This window comes from Centipeda periodontii DSM 2778 (assembly GCF_000213975.1).
Lineage (GTDB): Bacteria > Bacillota > Negativicutes > Selenomonadales > Selenomonadaceae > Centipeda > Centipeda periodontii.
Window position 1 is genome coordinate 1,426,560 of the sequence record NZ_GL892076.1, and the last position, 18,684, is coordinate 1,445,243.

Sequence of the window (18,684 nt, forward strand, 5' to 3'; positions counted from 1 at the left end):
CTTTCGGCTATGTTGCGATGCGTCGCTGCGTGGGGCGCGGATTCGGCTCCGGTAAATCTGGTCTCTTTTGGGGCTTGATCGACGGCTTTTCCGGCGGGGGCTGTACCGGTGGGTTGGGCGTGCTTGGTGCCGGATGTGAGGGGCGCGTCATGCCGTTTCTGCGCTGTTCCTCCTCCATTCGTTCGCGGATCTGTGTGCGTCGGCGCTCTTCCTCCTCGCGTTCGAGCTGTGCGATACGCAGGCGCTCGGTCTGCATTTCCTGTGAGGTATAGTAGATGCGCGCCTGCTGGACGATGTCGGGCAGATCGGCATAGAGGTAACGACCGGGGCAGGCAGTCGCGTTTAGATCGCGATGCCCTTTCACAGTACCCTGCCACTGGGGATCGAACTGATAGACGGTGCAGAGCGAGGCAATGAGGAGTGCCGCCGAGGCTTCTTGTTCCTCGGTTGGGGTGCCCATCTCGAAATTTCCGGCGAGGTTGATCCCAACGGTATGGCGGTTCTCGCCATAGACATGTGCGCCCACCGCGCCGAGCGGACGCCCCTGTTCGATTGTACCGTCCTTGCGGATGAGAAAGTGATAGCCAATGCCCGACCAACCTTGGTTCAGATGCCACTGATGAACCGTCTCTGCCGAGACATCGTCGTTATTTGCCATGCCGATGTGATGGACGACAATGCAGTCGGTCACCAAACGATTTTCAAGTGTGCCAAACTTCAGATATGTGGGGCGAACTGCCACGCCCGGTAGAGTCGTCGGGATATACCACGATGCCTCCACGGCGGCGGGGAAGAACGGAAAAAATGTGGCGCCGATGCCGACGAGGGCGAGGCGGCGCAGAAATTCTCTACGATTCATGGGAGATCTCCTGATAGGTATACGTCTGGTCTTGGAGGTGGAGCTCCGTGTCATGAAGGACAAAAAGTGTCGAACGGTGCCCGACGCTGATGATGCTTGCGGCGGGCAGTTCTTGATGGAGCACCTCATACAGTGTGCGCTCGCGCGGCTCGTCGAGGGCGGATGTCGCCTCGTCAAGGAAAATCCAGTCGGGGCGGATGAGCAGAATGCGCGCAAAGGCAAGCCTCTGCTGTTCGCCGAGTGAGAGGATGCGGCTCCAATCGTCCACATCATCAAGTCGTGCGGCGAAGTGTTCCAACCCGACCAGCTTTAGGATGCGTGCGATTTCTGTGTCCGGAGCCGCCGCCGTACGCGGATAAGAGAGCACGCGGCGCAGCGAACCGAGGACGAGATAGGGACGCTGGGGGAGAAAGAGGCGCTTCGCTCCTACGGGCAGTTCGATTGCGCCGCTGCCGTACGGCCATAGCCCTGCGAGTGTGCGCAACAGCGTACTCTTGCCTGCCCCCGAGGCTCCGGTCACGAGCGTGTGGCTACCGCGCGGCAGGGTCAGCGTGCATGCCATGAGAAGCGGAGCACCGTCCGGCAGAGCGACGGAGAGCTTTTGAAGCACAAGCGCGTCGCTCGTGCCCTCGGCGCACATAATATCGCTCTTTACCTGAGCGGACTCTTCCATATGCTCCGTAAAGCCCGAGAGTCGCTGGATGACTGCCGCGAGCTCTGCGATGGAGCTGTAGGACTCGACGAAGAAGGACAGTGCATCCTGCACGCGCCCAAACGCCGAGAGCGTCTGCATCAGTCCACCGAGTGCAATCTCGCCGGCGTAGTAGCGCGGCGCTGCCATGATGAGCGGGAAGATGATGGCAAGCTGCGCGTAGCCGTTGACGTAGAAGTTCAGCAGCTTCGTCCGGCGCATGAGGCCCCAGTAGTTCTTGATGACGTTTGCAAAGCGCTCCTTGAAGCCAACGCCCTCTGCCATCTCGCCGCGATAGAACGCGATGCTCTCGCTGTTCTCGCGCACGCGCATCATACTGAAACGGAAGTCCGCCTCATAGCGCTGCTGATTGAAATTCAGACCGATGAGTTTTTTTCCGACGATGTGAACAAAGTATGTGCCGAGCCCCGAGTAGAGGAGGGACAGCCAGAACATATAGCCGTAAATGGTAAACTCTGCGGTGCCGATGGGAACGGTGACGATGCCCGAGAGGTTCCAGAGCACGACGGCAAATGCGCCGAGTGTCGTCAGCTGCTTGAGGATACCGACGAGGAGCGTCAGCGTGAGCGATACAAACTGATTGATGTCCTCGCTGATTCGCTGGTCGGGGTTGTCCGTATCACTGCGCAGTACTTGCAGACGATAGTAGACCTGCCCGTGCATCCAGCGCGCGAGATATTGCTCCGTCATCCACGTGCGCCAGTTGATCGTCAGCATCTGACGGAGATAGACCGCGTAGACCGCGATCACGATGTAGATGAACGCGAGAGCCGTGAACTCACCGATGAGCGGCCAGAACGAATCCCAATCATATGCCTGCAGCGCGTCGTAGAAGATGCGGTACCAGTCGTTGATCCGTACGAGCAGGTATACCATGATGAGGTTGAGCGCAATGACCGAGGCAAGCAGCCCGCGCGCCTTCCATTTTTCGGGCGAACTCCAATAGCCTTTGAATAGCTGCCAAAAGCCGCGCAGGAGAGATAATTTCAAAACGAATCCTCCTTATGTCAACGAACGGCTTTCATTATAATATTTTTTCACATAGTCCGCAAGACATCAGACGGAGATAAGAGAATTTAATGATAGTAACTATCGTTGACGCCACTAAAAATATATAGTAGAATAAAGGCGCTCATCAGGGCAGACGTGTGTCGTCACCGTCAAAATGAAAGGAACGACTGTAGAATGGACTTTATTGCACAGGGGATTGATTTTTTTCGGCAGGGCGGCATCGTTATGTACTTCCTGCTTGCGATGTCGATCTTTGTCGTCTTTATCGGCATTGAGCGTGCGTTTTACTTTGCACGTATGGATGCGGGGCGGGCGTTTGCACATGAGTTCATGTTGGACATTGCCAATGAGCGCTTTCAAGAGGCGGTTGAACTGACGAATACGCAACGCGGCGTGATCGCGGACATCCTGTTCAGCGCCGTCACAAAGAACAGCAAGAACTCGCGCAAGATGTCCTCCTATATGGAAATTCAGTCCGGCATTGCGCTCTCGAAGCTGCGCAACCGGATGTATTATCTGAGCGTTACGGTCACGATGGCGCCGCTCCTCGGTCTCTTGGGTACGATCAGCGGCATGATCTCGACGTTCAGCGTGTTCAATCTCGATGCGGGAGAGCCGAGCGCTATTACGGGCGGTGTCGGTGAGGCACTGATTGCTACAGCAATGGGGCTCTGCGTTGCGATCATTGCCCTCTCGGTGCATGCGTATTTCTCCCAGCGCATCGAGAACATCGTCACCGATATGGAGATGTGCTTCTCTGCTGCCGAGAACAGCCGTATCGAGCTCGCACGTGCGGCGGGCGTCAAGGGTGTGATCGATACATCTATACACAGTGGAGATACAGCAGAAGGTGATGAGGCATGAGACTGCGTGACAGAAGGGCATTCGAAAAGCCTGAGGTCATGATCATCCCCATGATCGACATCATGTTCTTCCTGCTCGTCTTCTTCATCATGAGCACGCTCTACATGGTGAACCTCAAGACTGTGGATGTGAATCTGCCGAAGGCGCAGACGGCACAGACACAGCTGAACGTGACCTATCTCGTCACCGTACGCAAGGATGGTTCGCTCTGGCTTGAGGATCAGCAGATCGACGAGGCAACCCTCCTGAGCCGTGCGCGTGCGGAGAGTCAAAAGAATCCGCGCTTTGCCGTCGTGGTGCGTGCAGATGGGGATCTGAACTACAGCGGCGTCATGGAACTGCTGGACAAGTTCCGCAAGGAAGGAATCACGCGGTTCGGACTTGCGGCAGAGTAAGTATGTAAAAGAGGCTGTTGCACGAAGTTTTCTAGCTTCGTGCAACAGCCCCTTGCTTTTCGGTTCAACGAATTGAATCCATAATGTTGATAATGGTTTCGCAGGCCGAGGAAAATTCGACTCCTCTCGCATATTCATAATCGCGCTGATATGTTTTCCAGTGCTGCAGCATAGCTGTACTCTTTACAACCTGTTCCACAATGCTCCGATACTGGGGGATTAGGTCATCGGAATGGCGCTTTTTGGCAGTTTCGGACAATGCCTTACGAAGAATATCACGATCAATCTCATGTCCTTTGAGGATGAAGTTCCCTTGATATTTTGAACGGGAGATGCGCTCCAACAGGCGTTCCAACATATAATTTTGCATCACAAGCTGGGCAGGAATGTGCTTTTCCTTTGCGATTTTGCTGATGGCCGACTTTAACTGCATGGCATTCTTCAAAGCAGGACCTCCAAATACGTCCGTATCTTTTTCTCTACACCGAGATCCTGTGCGTAATCAGAGAGCAGAGGAATGTTTTTTTGTGGACTGTTCGTATAGCGTTTGAATACCTCTGCGGTGATCTGAATGTCGCCAGCATGATGTGGGCGAAGAATGTCGCAGAGTGTCCGTTCCATGGAGTAGCAGTGCACTGGGTTCCCTGCAGGTGAGTTTACCTCTGTTATACCGAGCGCATACCACTTCGGCTTCACCTGTGCGCAGCGAACGCCTTCCTTTTTCGGATTCGCCAGATTGTAGTTCGTTGGGAAGGTCATATAGTAGGCGAGCGGCGTTCGATCCGTCAGATCCCAGAGGAAGAGAGCTGTTTCGTGTGAAAAGATGCCACGCTTGAATCGTGTTTGCAGATTGAGAAATTCATCCTCCCATATTTCCGGCAGTGTGTATACGCCACGGGCGGGACGGAGCAAACGCCCACATTTGACGAGATGCGCCAACATGCTGCGGGATATGCCGGAAGACACAGCTTTCGCTGTTGTCAGCATACCGTTATTTTGATGGACGAGGTTCATGATAGCTGTCTGCTGGGTCATGTGAATCACCTCCTATAAACTTTCTTGCCTGTATTATATAGATAAACAAGCAAGAAAGTCAATAAAAATGAATGGCGCTTAAAAGGGGCTGTTGCACGAAACAAACGTGCAGCAGCCTCCTTTGTGTTATGGAGAAAATGCGATGGTTGGCTGGGCTTCCATCCGCACCTCGAACGTGCGCGGCCACGGGTAGTATGCGGTAATATTGCTGCGTTCGACACGCAGCTGCATATCATCCCACCGAAATGGTGCGCGGAATGCAGCGGCAGATTCATAACTTTTCACACGACGGTTCAGATCGTTTGCGAGCAAATCGTTTGCCCAACGCCAATTCCGTGTGAGATCGAGATCGGCAGTGTTCTGATAGCCTGCAAAGTGAAGCGTGTTGTTGATGCGATCGATTGTTTCCTTTAGATAAAATTCGTCCTCTGCGATGCGTTCCGTGAGGAACGCGAGATTCGCAGCGGTTGCGCCCTCGCGTTCCTCTGGGTGAGCAGCCTCCTGCATGGCGCAGTGATAGAGAATGCCCTGTGCAAGTGCCGTGCCGATTGCGTTGCTCGCCGTATTCCAACCCGCGTATGCCGCAAGCGCGTTCACGGGGACGTTTTTTTCAATCAGGATCGGGAGCAGTGTTTCCTCCGCGTGGAAATGATGCGAGAGGTCGACGAGCGCGACGTTGGTTCCTGCTGTAAGCATTGCGTTGATGTCGGTCGCTGCAGGGGTTCGTGTGCCGAGCGTGTCCGCCGTGTTGTCACCTGCCGAGATAAAGAGCGTCAGATCGCTGTGCATCTCACTCTCCGCGAGGGAGGATCCGAGCATCGCAATCTTCTCGCGTGCCGTCACATCGTTCGAAACCGCCATAAAGGGAAAGACCATATCTGCCATATCACCGCGTGCATAGCGAAGTGCAATGCGTGGCGGTGTCCCGCCGCGTGCGTGCAGTTCATCCACGGAGAGCCGCGCAAGCATGCAGAGTGCAATCTCATCTGCGCCGTGCACAATCATCGCCCGCTCGGGGGCGATTTTTTTGTGTGTGAGCAGAGCAGCAAGTTCCATCTTTTTCAAATTACCGACGGAGTATTCTTCGCCGTCGTCCTGCCCGAGGATGAGACGTGTAAGCACACCTTCTTCTGTCAGTCCGATGAGCATGGCGGCAAGTGCCGTGCTCTCATCGAAGTGAGCGAGATATTTTTGTAAATATTCGTCGGGGAACTGTGTACGCAGCCGCGCCATTTCCTCCGCATCGACAGGCAGTCCCTCGCCCGCGCGTCCGAGGAGGCGTGCATAGGCGAGGAGAGCGCGCCGCTCACGCCAGCCCTCGATCCCGTCCTGCGGAATCGCGCGCGGTAGGATGTAGAACGCGTGCAGGGGTACGTTCGGGTGTGCACGATGGAGTGCCCGCAGGTCATCTGCAAGCGATTTGATATCGGCGTTGGAGATATGCGCCTCACGCGCCGCAAGCAGCCCGCCTGAGAGCAGCTGATCGACGGAAAGAATGACTGCGGACGCGCTGCCTGCCTCCTGCGCGAGCCATCGTCGCATTGCCTTTGTATCGCCCGCCATTGAATAGTAGTCCATATACTCCGTCGGCGGTGTCACGATCTCCCGCCCGATAATTTTTCCGCCGTTTATGACGAACTCCCGGCACGGCGGACGCGAATCCAGCGGCACGAGGAGAATGGGACGCCGCTGTGTGCCGCTTTCCGCCGTAGCGGGAAGCGTGCGCCACGCACCCTCGTACGTGGGATGGAAGAGGAGGTGAAAGAGCAGGAGGGAGAGCGCGAGAAAGAGGGCGGCAATCTCGATATTCTGCTTCATGTGGTACACCTCTCTCCACGTCTGAATCATACGGGTTCAATCAGAAGTATTTTACTGGATACCGCGCTGTTCTGCAATCCGTTGTTTGTCATCTTTTTAATGTCCCGTGAAATTGTTACAAAACCTGCGAAAATGTGCATAGGGGACATTTTTTTATGCCTATAGATCTAGGGAAGCACTGATAAATTCAGCCACGCTATCTTGATGCATCTGTTTTCATCCTGCCTGTGTCGACAAATCCTCCACATAGCCTTTGCTATGCGTCCGGTTTGCCTCCTTGCTCGGACGAAAAAATCTACGCCAATCTGATGAAGTTCATTTTATCAGCGATTCCCTAGATTTTTCATGGTTTGACGTATATTTTTGAGGTGCGAAGTTTGTGTAACATTCAACAGAGTGTCGCGAACTGTTGAAATACGAATGGGAATTGTGGTAAAATAGGAAAGCCTATGGTAAGTAGCGGGGGGAATGCGATGCGGATCATTACTGGCAGTGCGCGCGGCACCCGTCTGAAATCCCCTGCGGGGGAGGGGACGCGTCCGACGGCTGACCGCACGCGCGAGGCTCTCTTCAGTATGCTGGGCGCACGCGTCTATGATGCGCACGTGCTCGATCTCTTTGCAGGGACGGGGGCGCTTGCGCTTGAGGCTCTTTCGCGCGGAGCAGAAAGTGCTGTACTCATCGATCGCGCAACATACGCGACACTCGCGGAGAATGCGCGACGAACGAAGCTAGAGGCGCGCGCCGAGATCCGTCGCGGTGATGTCTACGGACAGGTTGCCGCACTTGCGCACGATGGGCGCACGTTCAACCTCATCTTTGCCGATCCGCCGTACGCATGCGGCGATAATGTGCGTGTGCTCGCCGCTGTGGATGCGGGAGCGCTGCTCGCCGCAGGCGGTTTCTTCGTTCTCGAACAGGGAGCGGATGAACCGCTCATTACGCACAGCGGCAGACTTTCTCTCATGCGCGAGCGGTGCTATGGTGCGGCACGTATTTGCTTTTACACGCAGGAGGTGCAGAAATGAGACGCGCGGTTTTTGCCGGTAGCTTTGATCCCGTGACCACGGGGCATATTGATATTGTGGAGCGTGCGGCAGCTATGTTTGATGAACTCATTGTCTGCATTTTTCACAATGTCCAAAAGGAAGGCTGTTTTCCTCTGAATGACCGTATACAGTTCCTGCGTGAGGCGACGGCTCATGTGCCGAATGCACGTGTGGACGTGTTCTCAGGCCTCTTGACGGACTATATGAAGCAGCAGAATGCGCGCGTGGTGGTACGTGGACTGCGTTCGGTGAAGGACTTCGAGTATGAGGAGAATCATGCAGCGATGGTTCGTCATCTCATGCCCGAGAGTGATACGATATTTTTGCTGACGCGCCCCGATCTGACCTTTATCAGTTCCTCCGGCGTGCGTGAGCTGATCCGCTTCCGCGGACCGGTGCAGGGGATTGTACCGCCGTCGGTGGAGCTGGCAATCATGAAATTGTATGGAAAACCCCCTCGGAGATAATGTACTCGAGGCTGCGAAGGAAAAGGAGATCAATTTATGGCAGTAGTTGATACGCTGAAAAAGCTCGAAGATCTGGTTGCGGACGCGTCCCACCTCCCCTTCAGCGACAAAGCGCTTGTGAATGATGATGAGATTGTGCATCTCGTGGAGGAGCTGCGCATGGATCTCCCGAAGGAGCTGAACCGCGCAGCGGAGATTATGCAGGAGCAGGAGCGCATCATCAATCGTGCGCGCGAGGAGGCAAAGGAGATTGTCGACGCCGCACAGGTACGCGCGAATCAGATGCTTGAGGACAGTGAGATCGTCATTCAGGCGAAGGAGCGTGCACGCACGATTATGCAGCAGACGCAGGATCAGGCGCGCGAGATCATGGAGGAGGCGCAGACGAGTGCCGTGCGTCTCCAGAGCGATGCGGATGCCTATGCGAATCAGGTGTTCGATCAGCTGATTGCCCACGTAGGCAGCACGTTCAAGGGGGTGCAGCAGGCTGAGATGGGGCTGAATCAGGCGATGAATGTCCTGCGTACGGCAAAGGCACAGATGAATGCACCGCAGGAGGATGTACAGGAACTCTGAAAACGCTCCTTGACAACGCCGAAAACCGCCGCTATAATGTGAAAGGTCATGCGTGATGATGAAGCTGGATGTTCTAGAGGGGACGTTTCCTCTTGGTGAGAACTGTACATTCTCATTCGCTGTTGTGCCGGAATCTCTCGATTTGGGGGACGATGCCGGACATTTTCGCGGAGAGATTTGTGTCGACGGCACGGTGATGAACACGGGATCGGTTCTGCGTGTTACTGGAACGCTACATGCGTGCCGCAGCTATGTGTGTGACCGCTGCCTCGTGGAGGGAGAGCGGGAGATCACGCTTGATTTTTCTGAGGACTATGCGAAGACTCCGGGAGAAACGGATGAGGCGGAAATCTATGATGGTGAGTCCATCATTCTGAACGATCTTGTGCGTGACACCCTCCTTGTGGCTGAGCCGCTGCGTGAGCTGTGTAAGTCTGATTGCAAGGGGCTCTGTCCCGTCTGTGGGCAGAACCTGAACGAGGGACGATGCGACTGTGACACATTCGTGCCGGATCCCCGACTGGCGGCTTTAGAGAGCCTGCTCAAGAATGATTAAGGAGGTGTATCCAAAGTGGCAGTACCAAAGAGAAAGACATCGAAAGCGCGCCGCGATCGCCGTCGTGCAAACTGGAAACTCGAAGCGCCGCACTATGTATCGTGCCCGCAGTGTCATGAGCCGAAGCTTCCGCATCATGTGTGCATGGAATGTGGCTATTATGACGGAAAGCCTGTGGCCGAGGCGGCTGAATGAGAATCTGTCAGGAGCTGTTGCAAGAAGTCAGTTGATTTTTTGCGGCGGCTCTTTTGTTTTTTTAATTAAATCCTCTTGTAAAAATACTTAGTACCTAGTATAATGCGTCCATACTGATAGCAGCAGGTGCTAAAAATAACAAATTTATGAACGCAGTACACGCATAAATTTGAGAGAGGGGTGGCGTGATGACGGAGAAAAAGCGGCGACGGCAGGAGATGCTGGTCATGGCTGTACGGAAAGAACCATTTCTGACGGATGAAGCGCTTGCGAAAAAACTTGCCGTGAGTGTGCAGACGGTACGTCTTGACCGCACGGAGCTCGGAATTCCGGAACTGCGCGCGCGTGTGCGCACGCTTGCGGAGAACACACGCGAGAAGGTACGCGCCATTCCCCATACCGAGGTGGTCGGTGATCTCCTCTCGCTCGAACTGGGGGTGCGGGGGACATCGGCGCTCAGGGTCACGGATGATCTTCTATTTGCAGACTCGGAGATTGCACGCGGCACGGCGCTCTTTTCTCAGGCAAATTCTCTTGCTCTCGCGATTATTGACGCACCTGTCGCGATGACGGGGGTTGCCAATGTGAAATACAAGACTCCGATTCATAAAGGGGAGACAGTCATCGCGCATGCGGAGATTGTGAAGGTGCGCGGCAATAAGATCTTTGTCTGGGTGAAGACCTATCGGGAAGACAAGGAAGTCTTTCGTGCAAAGTTTATTGTAGTATCGCTCCATAAGTGAGTGACGAAGCGGCATGGGAGAAGGGAGTGCAGGATGCGTATAGCGGTCGATGCGATGGGCGGTGATTTTGCACCGAAGGAGATTGTGCAGGGTGCGGTGGATGCAGCGAAGAAATACGACTGCGAGATCGTGCTGATCGGCGATGAGGAGCAGATTCGCGCGGAGCTGCACGGGGCGGATCCGACGGCGTTGCGCATCTCCATTGTGCACGCCTCCGAGGTCATTGGCATGAACGAGCACCCGGCAGAGGCGGTGCGTACGAAGAAGGATTCCTCCGTTGTTGTTGCGACACGTCTTGTAAAGGAAGGCAGCTGCGATGCGGTATTTTCCGCCGGTTCGACGGGGGCTGCCGTTGCGGCTGCGCAGCTGATCCTGCAGCGCATTCGCGGTGTCGGGCGTCCTTCCATTGCAACACCGATGCCGACGCCCGACGGTGTGACGCTTATGCTTGACTCAGGAGCGAATGTCGATTCCAAGCCCGAACATCTCGTGCAGAGTGCGGTGATGGGATCGCTCTACGCACAGTACGTCTTCGGGATCGCGCGTCCACGCGTCGGTCTCCTCAATATTGGCGAGGAGGATACGAAGGGGAACGAACAGGCGAAGGAGACCTATCCTCTGCTCAAGGCTGAGCCAAATATACACTTTATGGGCAATGCTGAAGGGCGCGATGTGCCCAAGGGAAATTTCGATGTCGTCATTTGTGATGGATTTGTCGGCAATGTTGTGCTAAAATTTGCAGAGGGGCTTGCGAAAACCATTCTGGGACTCATTCAGGAGGAGATTCGCGGGGCGGGGCTGATGGCAAAACTGGGTGCCCTGCTCCTCATGCCGACGCTGCGTCGTCTCGGCAAGCGGCTGGATGTGAGGGAGTACGGTGGTGCGCCGCTCCTCGGTGTAAACGGCTGCTGCGTGATCGGGCATGGTTCATCGGACGCCAAGTCCGTCGCCAGCGCGATCGGCGTCACGGTGGACTACGTGAACGGGAAGGTGCTGGATCAGATCCGTGATGCTCTGGCAAAGGAGAGGAAGAAGGATCATGCCTAAGATCAGTGCGGGCATCCTAGGAACAGGCTACTATGTTCCCGAGAAGGTGCTGACGAATTTCGACCTTGAGAAGATGGTTCAGACAAATGACGCGTGGATTGTTGAGCGCACGGGCATTCATGAGCGGCGAATCGCTGCCGAGGACGAGCCAGTCTCAGTGCTTGCACAGCGTGCGGCAGAGATGGCGCTGCGTGACGCACATGTCGACGCGGCGGATCTCGATCTCATCATCATGGCGACGCTTACCTCGGATCGCATTATCCCGTCGACGGCATGTGTGCTTCAGGATCGCCTCGGCGCAAAGAAGGCGGCGGCATTTGACCTCTCGGCGGCGTGCTCGGGCTTCGTCTACGCCGCTTCTATTGCGACGCAGTTCATTGAAAGCGGTGTCTACCGCCGCGTTCTCGTGATCGGCGGTGAAACGCTGTCGAAGGTTATTGACTGGCAGGATCGCAATACCTGTATCCTCTTTGGTGACGGTGCGGGCGCTGCTGTTTTTGGTGCTGTTGAGGACGGCTATGGCATGCTGTCTTTCGATCTTGGCAGTGATGGCTCGGGCGGCGATGCTCTCGATATTCCGTCGAGCGGCAGCCTCTGTCCTGTGACGCCCGAGACAATCGAACAGCGTCTGAACTTCGTTCACATGGACGGCAAGGCGGTGTTCCGCTTTGCAACCAAGGTTATGGGACGAACGGTGGAGACATCCCTTGAGCGCGCGGGAATGCAACGCGAGGAACTCGACTACCTCGTCCCGCATCAGGCGAATATCCGTATTATCCAGGCGGCAGCGAAGCGTCTTGCGATGCCGATGGACAAAGTAATTATAAATATTCATCGTTACGGCAATATGTCTGCCGCATCCATCCCTGTCGCCCTCGCGGAGGCGGCGCACGCGCAGCAGTTCAAAAAGGGAGACAACATTGCCCTTGCAGGTTTCGGCGCGGGACTTACATGGGCATCGTGTATTATGAAATGGGCGAAGGAGGAAAACGGTTAATGTTTGAGAACAATCCGGTTTGTCGGATGCTTGGCATCAAGTATCCAATCTTCCAAGGTGGTATGGCATGGATCGGCACAGCCGAGCTTGCCTCTGCCGTCTCCAATGCCGGGGGGCTTGGGCTGATCGGTGCCGGACATATGCCGCCCGACGCACTCAGGAACGAGATTCACAAGGTTAAGGGCTGGACGGATAAGCCCTTCGGCGTGAATGTTATGCTCATGAGTCCCTTTGTTAAGGAGGTCATGCAGGTCGTGCTTGAGGAGCGCGTTCCCGTCATTACGACAGGCGCGGGCAATCCCGGTGAGTATGTACCGGCACTCAAGGAGATCGGCTCGAAGGTCATCCCCGTAGTGGCATCGGTGGCTCTGGCACGCCGTCTCGTGCGCACGGGTGTGGATGCCGTGATCGCCGAGGGCACGGAGTCCGGTGGTCACATCGGTGAGATTACGACGATGGCGCTCCTGCCGCAGGTAGTGGATGCGGTCGATGTTCCCGTGATTGGTGCAGGCGGCATCGGTGACTCGCGCGGCATGGCGGCGGCGTTCGCGCTTGGTGCACAGGCAATCCAGATGGGCTCGCGTTTTGTACTGAGCGAGGAGTGTATTGCACATCCGAACTACAAGAAGGCTGTCCTGAAAGCAAAGGATCGCTCGACCGTCGTCACGGGGCGTTCACTCGGACATCCAGCACGCGTCCTTCAGAACAAGCTCTCCCGCAAGTACGAGGAAATGGAGGCGGCGGGCGCATCGAACGAGGAGCTTGAGCAGCTCGGCGTCGGCAGCCTACATCGTGCAACACACGAGGGTGATGTTGAAAACGGCTCCGTCATGATCGGTGAGATCTCCGGCATGCTCTCGGACATCAAGCCCGTTGCGCAGATCATCGAGGATATCGTAAGCGGTCTTCCGGGCGTGTTTGACGCCGCACGCAAGACCTACGAGTAAGGAGCAATGCTATGGGAAAACTTGCATTTTTGTTCCCCGGACAGGGGGCGCAGGTTGTCGGTATGGGAAAGGACTTTTTCGATGCCTATGATCTCGCAAAGAAGCGCTTTGCCGAGGCGGATGAGGCACTGGGATACTCCATCAGCAAACTCTGCTTTGAGGGGCCTGCCGATCAGCTGCGGCTGACCGAGCATACGCAGCCCGCCATCCTCACGGTGGCAGTCATTGCTTCGGAGCTCCTGCGTGCGGAGGGCGTCGAGCCGGAGATTGCGGCGGGGCACAGCCTCGGTGAGTACGCGGCGCTTGTCGCTGCCGGCGTACTGTCGTTCCAAGACGCTGTTCTGCTCGTGCATAAGCGTGGCGCCTATATGCAGGAAGCTGTTCCCGTGGGCGAGGGCGCGATGGCTGCGGTCATCGGTCTCGACGATGAGACGATCATCTCCGCCTGTGCCGAGGCAAGCACCGTGGGCGCCGTTCAGGCGGTCAATTTCAACTGTCCCGGGCAGACGGTCATTGCGGGTACTGCAAAGGGCGTGGAGCACGCAGTGACACTGCTACAGGAAAAGGGCGCAAAGAAGGCGGTCATTCTGCCGGTTTCCGCACCATTCCATTCGACGCTCATGGAACCTGCCGCAAAGAAGCTCGCGGCAGAGCTCGACAAGGTGGAGCTGCACGATGCGGCGTTCCCTGTGGTTTCGAATTACACGGGCGGACTTCAGCAGACGGCGGCAGAGATCAAGGCGAACCTCGTCGCGCAGGCAGATCATCCTGTGCGCTGGATTGCATGTGTCAACACGATGTGTGACTTTGGTGCGGACACCTACGTCGAATGCGGTCCCGGCAAAACACTCGCGGGCTTTAACAAGCGCATCAACAAGGCGCTGAAGAGTCTGAACGTCGAGAATGTCGAATCCCTGCAAAAAACACTTGACACACTAAAGAAGTAATGATTAAATGAATTCGGTGCAATTAAGGAGGAAATCCATGCTTCTTGAGGGTAAAGTTGCTCTTGTTACGGGCGGCTCTCGTGGTATTGGGCGTGCAATCGCCATCCGGCTTGCACAGGAGGGCGCAAAGGTCGCCGTCAACTATGCGGGCAATCAGGCTGCTGCCGAGGAGGTCAAGGCGATCATTGAGGAGCAGGGCGGTACGGCAATGCTCATTCAGGCAGATGTGTCGGACAGTGCTGCTGCAGCCGAGATGGTCACGCGCGTACATGGAGAGCTTGGCGGACTGGATATTCTCGTCAACAATGCGGGCATTACGCGTGATACGCTGCTCATCCGCATGAAGGATGAGGATTTTGATGCGGTCATTGGAACGAACCTCAAGGGGATTTACGCCTGCACAAAGACTGCCGCGAAGTTTATGACGAAGCAGCGCAGCGGACGCATCGTGAATCTCTCCTCCGTAGTCGGCGAGATCGGAAACGTTGGACAGACGAACTATGCTGCGGCAAAGGCGGGCGTGATCGGCTTTTCGAAGGCAGCGGCGAAGGAATTTGCCCCACGTGGGATCACGGTCAATGTGGTTGCCCCCGGATTCATTGATACCGATATGACAGCTGTTCTCAAGGACAGTATTCGTGAAAAGCTTGTCGAGGGGATTCCTCTTGGAACGCTCGGCAAACCGGAGCATGTTGCCGATGCCGTTCTCTTCCTTGTAAGTGACGCGGCATCGTACATTACCGGCCAAACGCTGAATGTAGACGGCGGCATGGTTATGTAGCATACAATCAATTTATTTGAAGGAGGTGAAAATGCATGGCAACGTTTGACAAGGTTCGCGACATCGTCGTCGAACAGCTTGGCTCAGAGGCTGACGAGGTCACCCTCGAGTCCACCTTCATTGACGATCTTGGCGCAGATTCGCTCGACATTGTTGAGCTCATCATGGCTTTCGAGGAGGAATTCAATGTAGAAATTCCCGACGAGGCTGCTGAGAAGATTAAGACGGTTCAGGATGTCGTCAACTACATCGATCAGCATCAAAACAAGTAGGACACTGCGGTATTTTGCCGCAATCGTGCACACATCCGGCCTTTTAGGGAAATCCCGTGACAGCTCAGGCGCACGGGATTTTTCTCAAAAGGTAGTTTATTGACTTTGCATAAAATCAGGGCAGGTGTATGCCCTGCTGTTATAGATTCGCCTTCCATTCGGATTCGGCAGGGTGCCGATGAAACTGCGGACGGGAGGGGAGCCAAAACTTCTTGCGGAGAGAAGAGGTTCGGTGAACGTCGTGCTGCTGTGTGGCACACTCTCCCGATTGGAGGGCTTATATGAGACTACCCGAGGTGAGGATCGGCAATAAGATTGCCACCGTCCCCATCATTCAGGGCGGTATGGCGATCCGCATCACTACGGCGCGGCTTGCGGCCGCTGCTGCAAACGAGGGCGGGATCGGACTCATCGCGGCCTCCGGCATGAAGCCGCAGGAACTGCGCTATGAGATTCGGCTCGCGCGCTCACTTTCTCCCAATGGGATCATCGGCATCAATGAAATGGTCGCGGCAAGCGACTTTTCGGATGCCGTTAAAATTGCGATTGACGAGGGAATCGACCTCGTGGTCGCCGGTGCGGGGTTCTCCCGCGATATGTTCCAGCTTGGCAAGGAGTCAGGCACACCGATTGTGCCGATTGTCTCCACGGCAAAGCTGGCAAAGATTTCTGAAAAACTTGGCGCGGCAGCGGTTGTTGTCGAAGGCAAGGAGGCAGGCGGGCATCTCGGTACAGATCAGTCTGTGCGAAATATTATCTCGGATGTTCGTGCGGCAGTGAAGATTCCGGTCTTTGCCGCCGGTGGGATATTGACGGGACAGGATATTGCCGACCTGCATAAGATGGGCGCGGATGGCGTACAGCTCGGTTCGCGTTTTGCGGCATGTGTGGAGTCCAATGCTGCGCCGTCGCTCAAGCAGTACTATCTGAAATCGAAGAAGGATGACATTGTCATCATCCACAGTCCTGTGGGGCTTCCGGGGCGTGCTGTGCGCACGCCGTTTTCCGCGCGGATCATCGAAGGTCCTGTACCGCCGAAGGTATGTGACCGCTGCCTCAAGCAGTGCGATCATCACTTCTGTATCATCCGTGCGCTCTCACGTGCCCAGCAGGGCGATCTTGAGACGGGACTTGTCTTTACGGGCGAGTTCATGCCGCGTATTGACCGAATTTTGAGTGTTCATGAGATATTTGAGGAGCTGAAACAGCAGCTTGAGGCAGCGAACTAGGGTGCAAGCTCTAGGAAAGGAGTCGGTTGGTTTGAAGAAGAGAATTGTCGTTACGGGGGTTGGCCCGATCACACCGATCGGCATTGGTAAGGATGCGTTCTGGGAGGCTCTGCTCGCGGGCAAGAACGGCATTGAGCGCATTACCCGCTTTGACGCGACAAACTATGCTGCGCAGATTGCAGGCGAGGTTAAGGATTTCAGCATCGAGGGCTACATCGACAAGAAAGAGGCAAAGCGCATGGATCGCTATGCTCAGTTTGCCGTTGTGTCTGCCGGTATGGCAATCAAGGATGCGGGGCTTGATCTGGAAAGTGAGAATCGTGACCGCATCGGTGCCTATGTCGGCGCGGGCATCGGCGGGATTGAGACGATGCACAGCACATATGAGCGCCTCTTCGATAAGGGGCCGGAGCGCGTCAGCCCCTTCTTCATTCCGATGATGATTGCCAACATGGCGGCCGGGCAGGTTGCGATCAACTACGGTCTGCATGGTCCCGTGTCCTGCATTGTGACAGCATGCGCGACGGGTGCGAACTGCATTGGTGACGCCTATCGTGTAATGCAGCGCGGTGAGGCGGATGTCATGATCGCCGGCGGTACGGAGGCAAGTATCTCCGAGGCGGCGAGCGCGGGATTTGCGGCGATGAAGGCACTCTGCACAGATCATAACGACGATCCTGCCCATGCCTCGCGCCCGTTCGACAAAAACCGCTCGGGCTTCGTCATGAGTGAGGGTGCGGGTCTGGTTGTACTCGAAACACTCGAGCACGCTGAGGCGCGCGGTGCGCACATTTATGCCGAGCTTGTCGGCTACGGTTCGAATTCGGACGGCTATCACATTACGAGTCCTGCACCGCATGGTGAATATCAGGCAAAGTGCATGCAACTTGCGCTGAATGATGCGGAGCTAAGCCCAAAGGAGATCGACTATGTCAATGCACATGGTACCTCCACGCATATGAACGATATGTGTGAGACCGAGGCGATCAAGACGGTCTGGGGTGTGGCAGCAAAGGATGTCGCCGTTTCCTCCATCAAGTCGATGACAGGGCATCTCTTGGGGGCTGCGGGCAGCGTCGAACTCATTGCGACCGCAATGGCAGTCGAAAACGATATGCTTCCGCCGACGATCAACTATGATACACCGGATGAGGGGCTTGATCTCGACTATGTACCGAACAAAGCGCGCGCCAAGACAGTGCGTGCGGCGATCTCGAACTCCTTCGGCTTTGGTGGGCACAATGCCTGCCTCGTGGTCAAGAAGTATCAGAAGTAATCCCATGGCATATGAAATGGCGGCAGAAAGGCGCGCTGAGCTTGTGCGCCTTTCTGTGCATATGGGAGTTTCCTTTGACAACATCGCCCTTTTGGACGAGGCGCTGACGCATCCTTCCTATACAAATGAGGCGAAGGATGTCATCGCACATAACGAGCGCTTGGAGTTTCTGGGCGATGCCGTGCTGGAACTTGCTTCCAGCACTTATTTGTATGCGCTCTTTCCGGATTGCTCCGAGGGAGAGCTTACCAAGATGCGTGCGAGCCTTGTGCAGAGTGAGACACTCGCGCGCCTCGCACGTCAGCTTGATCTCGGCAGCTATCTGAGACTCGGACGCGGGGAACTACACAATGGAGGCGCCGAGCGTCAGAACAACCTCGAGAATGCGTTTGAAGCGGTCATCGGCGCAGTCTATCTGGACGGTGGCTGGGCAGCAGCACGTGACTATGTTGCACGCCAGCTTGCCGCTGAAGCGCAGCTCGTTCAGCGTACGCATGTCACGCGGGACTACAAGACGACGTTGCAGGAGCATATCCAGCAGAAGCGCCATGCGACAATCTCCTACGAGTTGATCGGTGAGTCGGGGCCTGACCACGATAAGCGCTTTACGACTCTTGTCCGCATCGATGGGCAGCCGATGGGAGAGGGGACAGGACGCAGCAAGAAAGAGGCGGAGCAGCATGCGGCAGAAGCCGCGCTCAGATGTATAAAGAAGGAGTGAGTTGGGGCTGTTGCACGAAGCTAGAAAACTTCGTGCAACAGCCTCGCTTCTTTTATCATTTCATAAAAATTATATATTTTTCTCAATCACTATTGACTTTATTGTAAAATGCTGTAAAATACAAGATGTACATAGTTGTATATAGACAAGTAAGTACATCTATATATTTCTATGAGACAAAGGATGT

Annotated in this window: 22 protein-coding genes and 1 pseudogene; 17 read left to right on the plus strand and 6 right to left on the minus strand. The window is 55.5% G+C overall.

All coding sequences use genetic code 11. The annotated features are described in order from the left end of the window. Window positions 1-7 precede the first annotated feature (7 nt). Both HMPREF9081_RS06335 and HMPREF9081_RS06340 read right to left on the minus strand, forming a co-directional pair. Window positions 8-859 carry an N-acetylmuramoyl-L-alanine amidase gene (locus HMPREF9081_RS06335; protein WP_006306258.1) on the minus strand — a complete coding sequence of 284 codons (852 nt, stop codon included), beginning with the start codon at window positions 857-859 and terminating at the stop codon, window positions 8-10. Beyond that, on the minus strand, window positions 849-2,561 hold the full coding sequence (locus HMPREF9081_RS06340; protein WP_006306261.1) for an ABC transporter ATP-binding protein/permease: 1,713 nt from the start codon (window positions 2,559-2,561) through the stop codon (window positions 849-851). Before HMPREF9081_RS06340 ends, HMPREF9081_RS06335 begins: the two co-directional genes overlap by 11 nt. 195 nt (window positions 2,562-2,756) lie before the next feature. On the opposite strand from HMPREF9081_RS06340, the gene HMPREF9081_RS06345 reads away from it, so the two are divergent. Both HMPREF9081_RS06345 and HMPREF9081_RS06350 read left to right on the plus strand, forming a co-directional pair. Further along, on the plus strand, window positions 2,757-3,446 hold the full coding sequence (locus HMPREF9081_RS06345) for a MotA/TolQ/ExbB proton channel family protein (RefSeq protein WP_006306263.1): 690 nt from the start codon (window positions 2,757-2,759) through the stop codon (window positions 3,444-3,446). Continuing rightward, entirely contained in the window at window positions 3,443-3,841 is a 399-nt protein-coding gene (locus HMPREF9081_RS06350) for an ExbD/TolR family protein (RefSeq protein WP_006306265.1), read from the plus strand. Before HMPREF9081_RS06345 ends, HMPREF9081_RS06350 begins: the two co-directional genes overlap by 4 nt. A gap of 64 nt (window positions 3,842-3,905) precedes the next feature. Here the strand turns inward: HMPREF9081_RS06350 and HMPREF9081_RS06355 are convergent, their stop codons facing one another. The 4 genes and pseudogenes from HMPREF9081_RS06355 to HMPREF9081_RS14805 form a co-directional block, all read right to left on the minus strand. After that, the gene (locus tag HMPREF9081_RS06355; RefSeq protein ID WP_006306267.1) at window positions 3,906-4,286 is read right to left on the minus strand and encodes a hypothetical protein; all 381 of its coding nucleotides are present in this window, start codon (window positions 4,284-4,286) and stop codon (window positions 3,906-3,908) included. Then, the gene (locus HMPREF9081_RS06360) at window positions 4,283-4,876 is read right to left on the minus strand and encodes a type IV toxin-antitoxin system AbiEi family antitoxin domain-containing protein (RefSeq protein WP_006306268.1); all 594 of its coding nucleotides are present in this window, start codon (window positions 4,874-4,876) and stop codon (window positions 4,283-4,285) included. The genes HMPREF9081_RS06355 and HMPREF9081_RS06360 overlap by 4 nt, the downstream gene beginning before the upstream one ends. A gap of 126 nt (window positions 4,877-5,002) precedes the next feature. Beyond that, on the minus strand, window positions 5,003-6,694 hold the full coding sequence (locus HMPREF9081_RS06365) for a DUF4127 family protein (protein ID WP_040394682.1): 1,692 nt from the start codon (window positions 6,692-6,694) through the stop codon (window positions 5,003-5,005). 167 nt (window positions 6,695-6,861) lie between these two features. Next, a pseudogene (locus HMPREF9081_RS14805) lies at window positions 6,862-6,991 on the minus strand (secretion protein HlyD); the annotation flags it as partial. Window positions 6,992-7,143: 152 nt separating this feature from the next. Between HMPREF9081_RS14805 and rsmD the strand changes: the two are divergent. From rsmD to rnc, 15 genes are all read left to right on the plus strand, one after another. Then, the gene (gene rsmD / locus HMPREF9081_RS06370) at window positions 7,144-7,722 is read left to right on the plus strand and encodes a 16S rRNA (guanine(966)-N(2))-methyltransferase RsmD (protein WP_006306275.1); all 579 of its coding nucleotides are present in this window, start codon (window positions 7,144-7,146) and stop codon (window positions 7,720-7,722) included. Continuing rightward, the gene (gene coaD, locus HMPREF9081_RS06375; protein ID WP_006306284.1) at window positions 7,719-8,210 is read left to right on the plus strand and encodes a pantetheine-phosphate adenylyltransferase; all 492 of its coding nucleotides are present in this window, start codon (window positions 7,719-7,721) and stop codon (window positions 8,208-8,210) included. Before rsmD ends, coaD begins: the two co-directional genes overlap by 4 nt. A gap of 36 nt (window positions 8,211-8,246) precedes the next feature. Beyond that, window positions 8,247-8,786 carry an ATP synthase subunit B family protein gene (locus HMPREF9081_RS06380; protein ID WP_006306285.1) on the plus strand — a complete coding sequence of 180 codons (540 nt, stop codon included), beginning with the start codon at window positions 8,247-8,249 and terminating at the stop codon, window positions 8,784-8,786. A gap of 55 nt (window positions 8,787-8,841) precedes the next feature. After that, a complete protein-coding gene (locus HMPREF9081_RS06385) occupies window positions 8,842-9,342 on the plus strand; it encodes a YceD family protein (protein ID WP_006306286.1) in 501 nt (166 codons plus the stop codon). 15 nt (window positions 9,343-9,357) lie between these two features. Further along, window positions 9,358-9,537, plus strand: coding sequence for a 50S ribosomal protein L32 (rpmF, locus tag HMPREF9081_RS06390; RefSeq protein WP_006306287.1), 180 nt, complete (start codon window positions 9,358-9,360; stop codon window positions 9,535-9,537). 188 nt (window positions 9,538-9,725) lie between these two features. After that, window positions 9,726-10,280, plus strand: a complete 555-nt coding sequence (gene fapR, locus HMPREF9081_RS06395) for a transcription factor FapR (RefSeq protein WP_040394684.1) — start codon at window positions 9,726-9,728, stop codon at window positions 10,278-10,280. A gap of 33 nt (window positions 10,281-10,313) precedes the next feature. Beyond that, window positions 10,314-11,327: a phosphate acyltransferase PlsX gene (plsX, locus tag HMPREF9081_RS06400; protein WP_006306289.1), complete on the plus strand. Its 1,014-nt coding sequence runs from the start codon at window positions 10,314-10,316 to the stop codon at window positions 11,325-11,327. Next, window positions 11,320-12,324, plus strand: coding sequence for a beta-ketoacyl-ACP synthase III (locus HMPREF9081_RS06405; RefSeq protein WP_006306290.1), 1,005 nt, complete (start codon window positions 11,320-11,322; stop codon window positions 12,322-12,324). The genes plsX and HMPREF9081_RS06405 overlap by 8 nt, the downstream gene beginning before the upstream one ends. After that, complete coding sequence (gene fabK / locus HMPREF9081_RS06410; RefSeq protein ID WP_006306291.1) at window positions 12,324-13,271, plus strand: enoyl-[acyl-carrier-protein] reductase FabK; 948 nt, start codon at window positions 12,324-12,326, stop codon at window positions 13,269-13,271. The genes HMPREF9081_RS06405 and fabK overlap by 1 nt, the downstream gene beginning before the upstream one ends. 11 nt (window positions 13,272-13,282) lie before the next feature. Next, the gene (gene fabD, locus HMPREF9081_RS06415) at window positions 13,283-14,218 is read left to right on the plus strand and encodes an ACP S-malonyltransferase (protein WP_006306292.1); all 936 of its coding nucleotides are present in this window, start codon (window positions 13,283-13,285) and stop codon (window positions 14,216-14,218) included. 37 nt (window positions 14,219-14,255) lie between these two features. Beyond that, window positions 14,256-14,999 (plus strand): 3-oxoacyl-[acyl-carrier-protein] reductase, encoded by a 744-nt coding sequence (fabG, locus tag HMPREF9081_RS06420; protein ID WP_040394685.1) that lies wholly within the window; start codon window positions 14,256-14,258, stop codon window positions 14,997-14,999. Between the two features lie 35 nt (window positions 15,000-15,034). Then, window positions 15,035-15,271, plus strand: a complete 237-nt coding sequence (locus tag HMPREF9081_RS06425; protein WP_006306294.1) for an acyl carrier protein — start codon at window positions 15,035-15,037, stop codon at window positions 15,269-15,271. A gap of 281 nt (window positions 15,272-15,552) precedes the next feature. Further along, window positions 15,553-16,500: an NAD(P)H-dependent flavin oxidoreductase gene (locus tag HMPREF9081_RS06430; RefSeq protein ID WP_006306295.1), complete on the plus strand. Its 948-nt coding sequence runs from the start codon at window positions 15,553-15,555 to the stop codon at window positions 16,498-16,500. Window positions 16,501-16,531: 31 nt separating this feature from the next. Further along, a complete protein-coding gene (gene fabF, locus HMPREF9081_RS06435; protein ID WP_040394686.1) occupies window positions 16,532-17,776 on the plus strand; it encodes a beta-ketoacyl-ACP synthase II in 1,245 nt (414 codons plus the stop codon). A gap of 4 nt (window positions 17,777-17,780) precedes the next feature. Further along, window positions 17,781-18,497 (plus strand): ribonuclease III, encoded by a 717-nt coding sequence (rnc, locus tag HMPREF9081_RS06440; protein ID WP_006306297.1) that lies wholly within the window; start codon window positions 17,781-17,783, stop codon window positions 18,495-18,497. The last annotated feature ends 187 nt before the right edge of the window (window positions 18,498-18,684 follow it).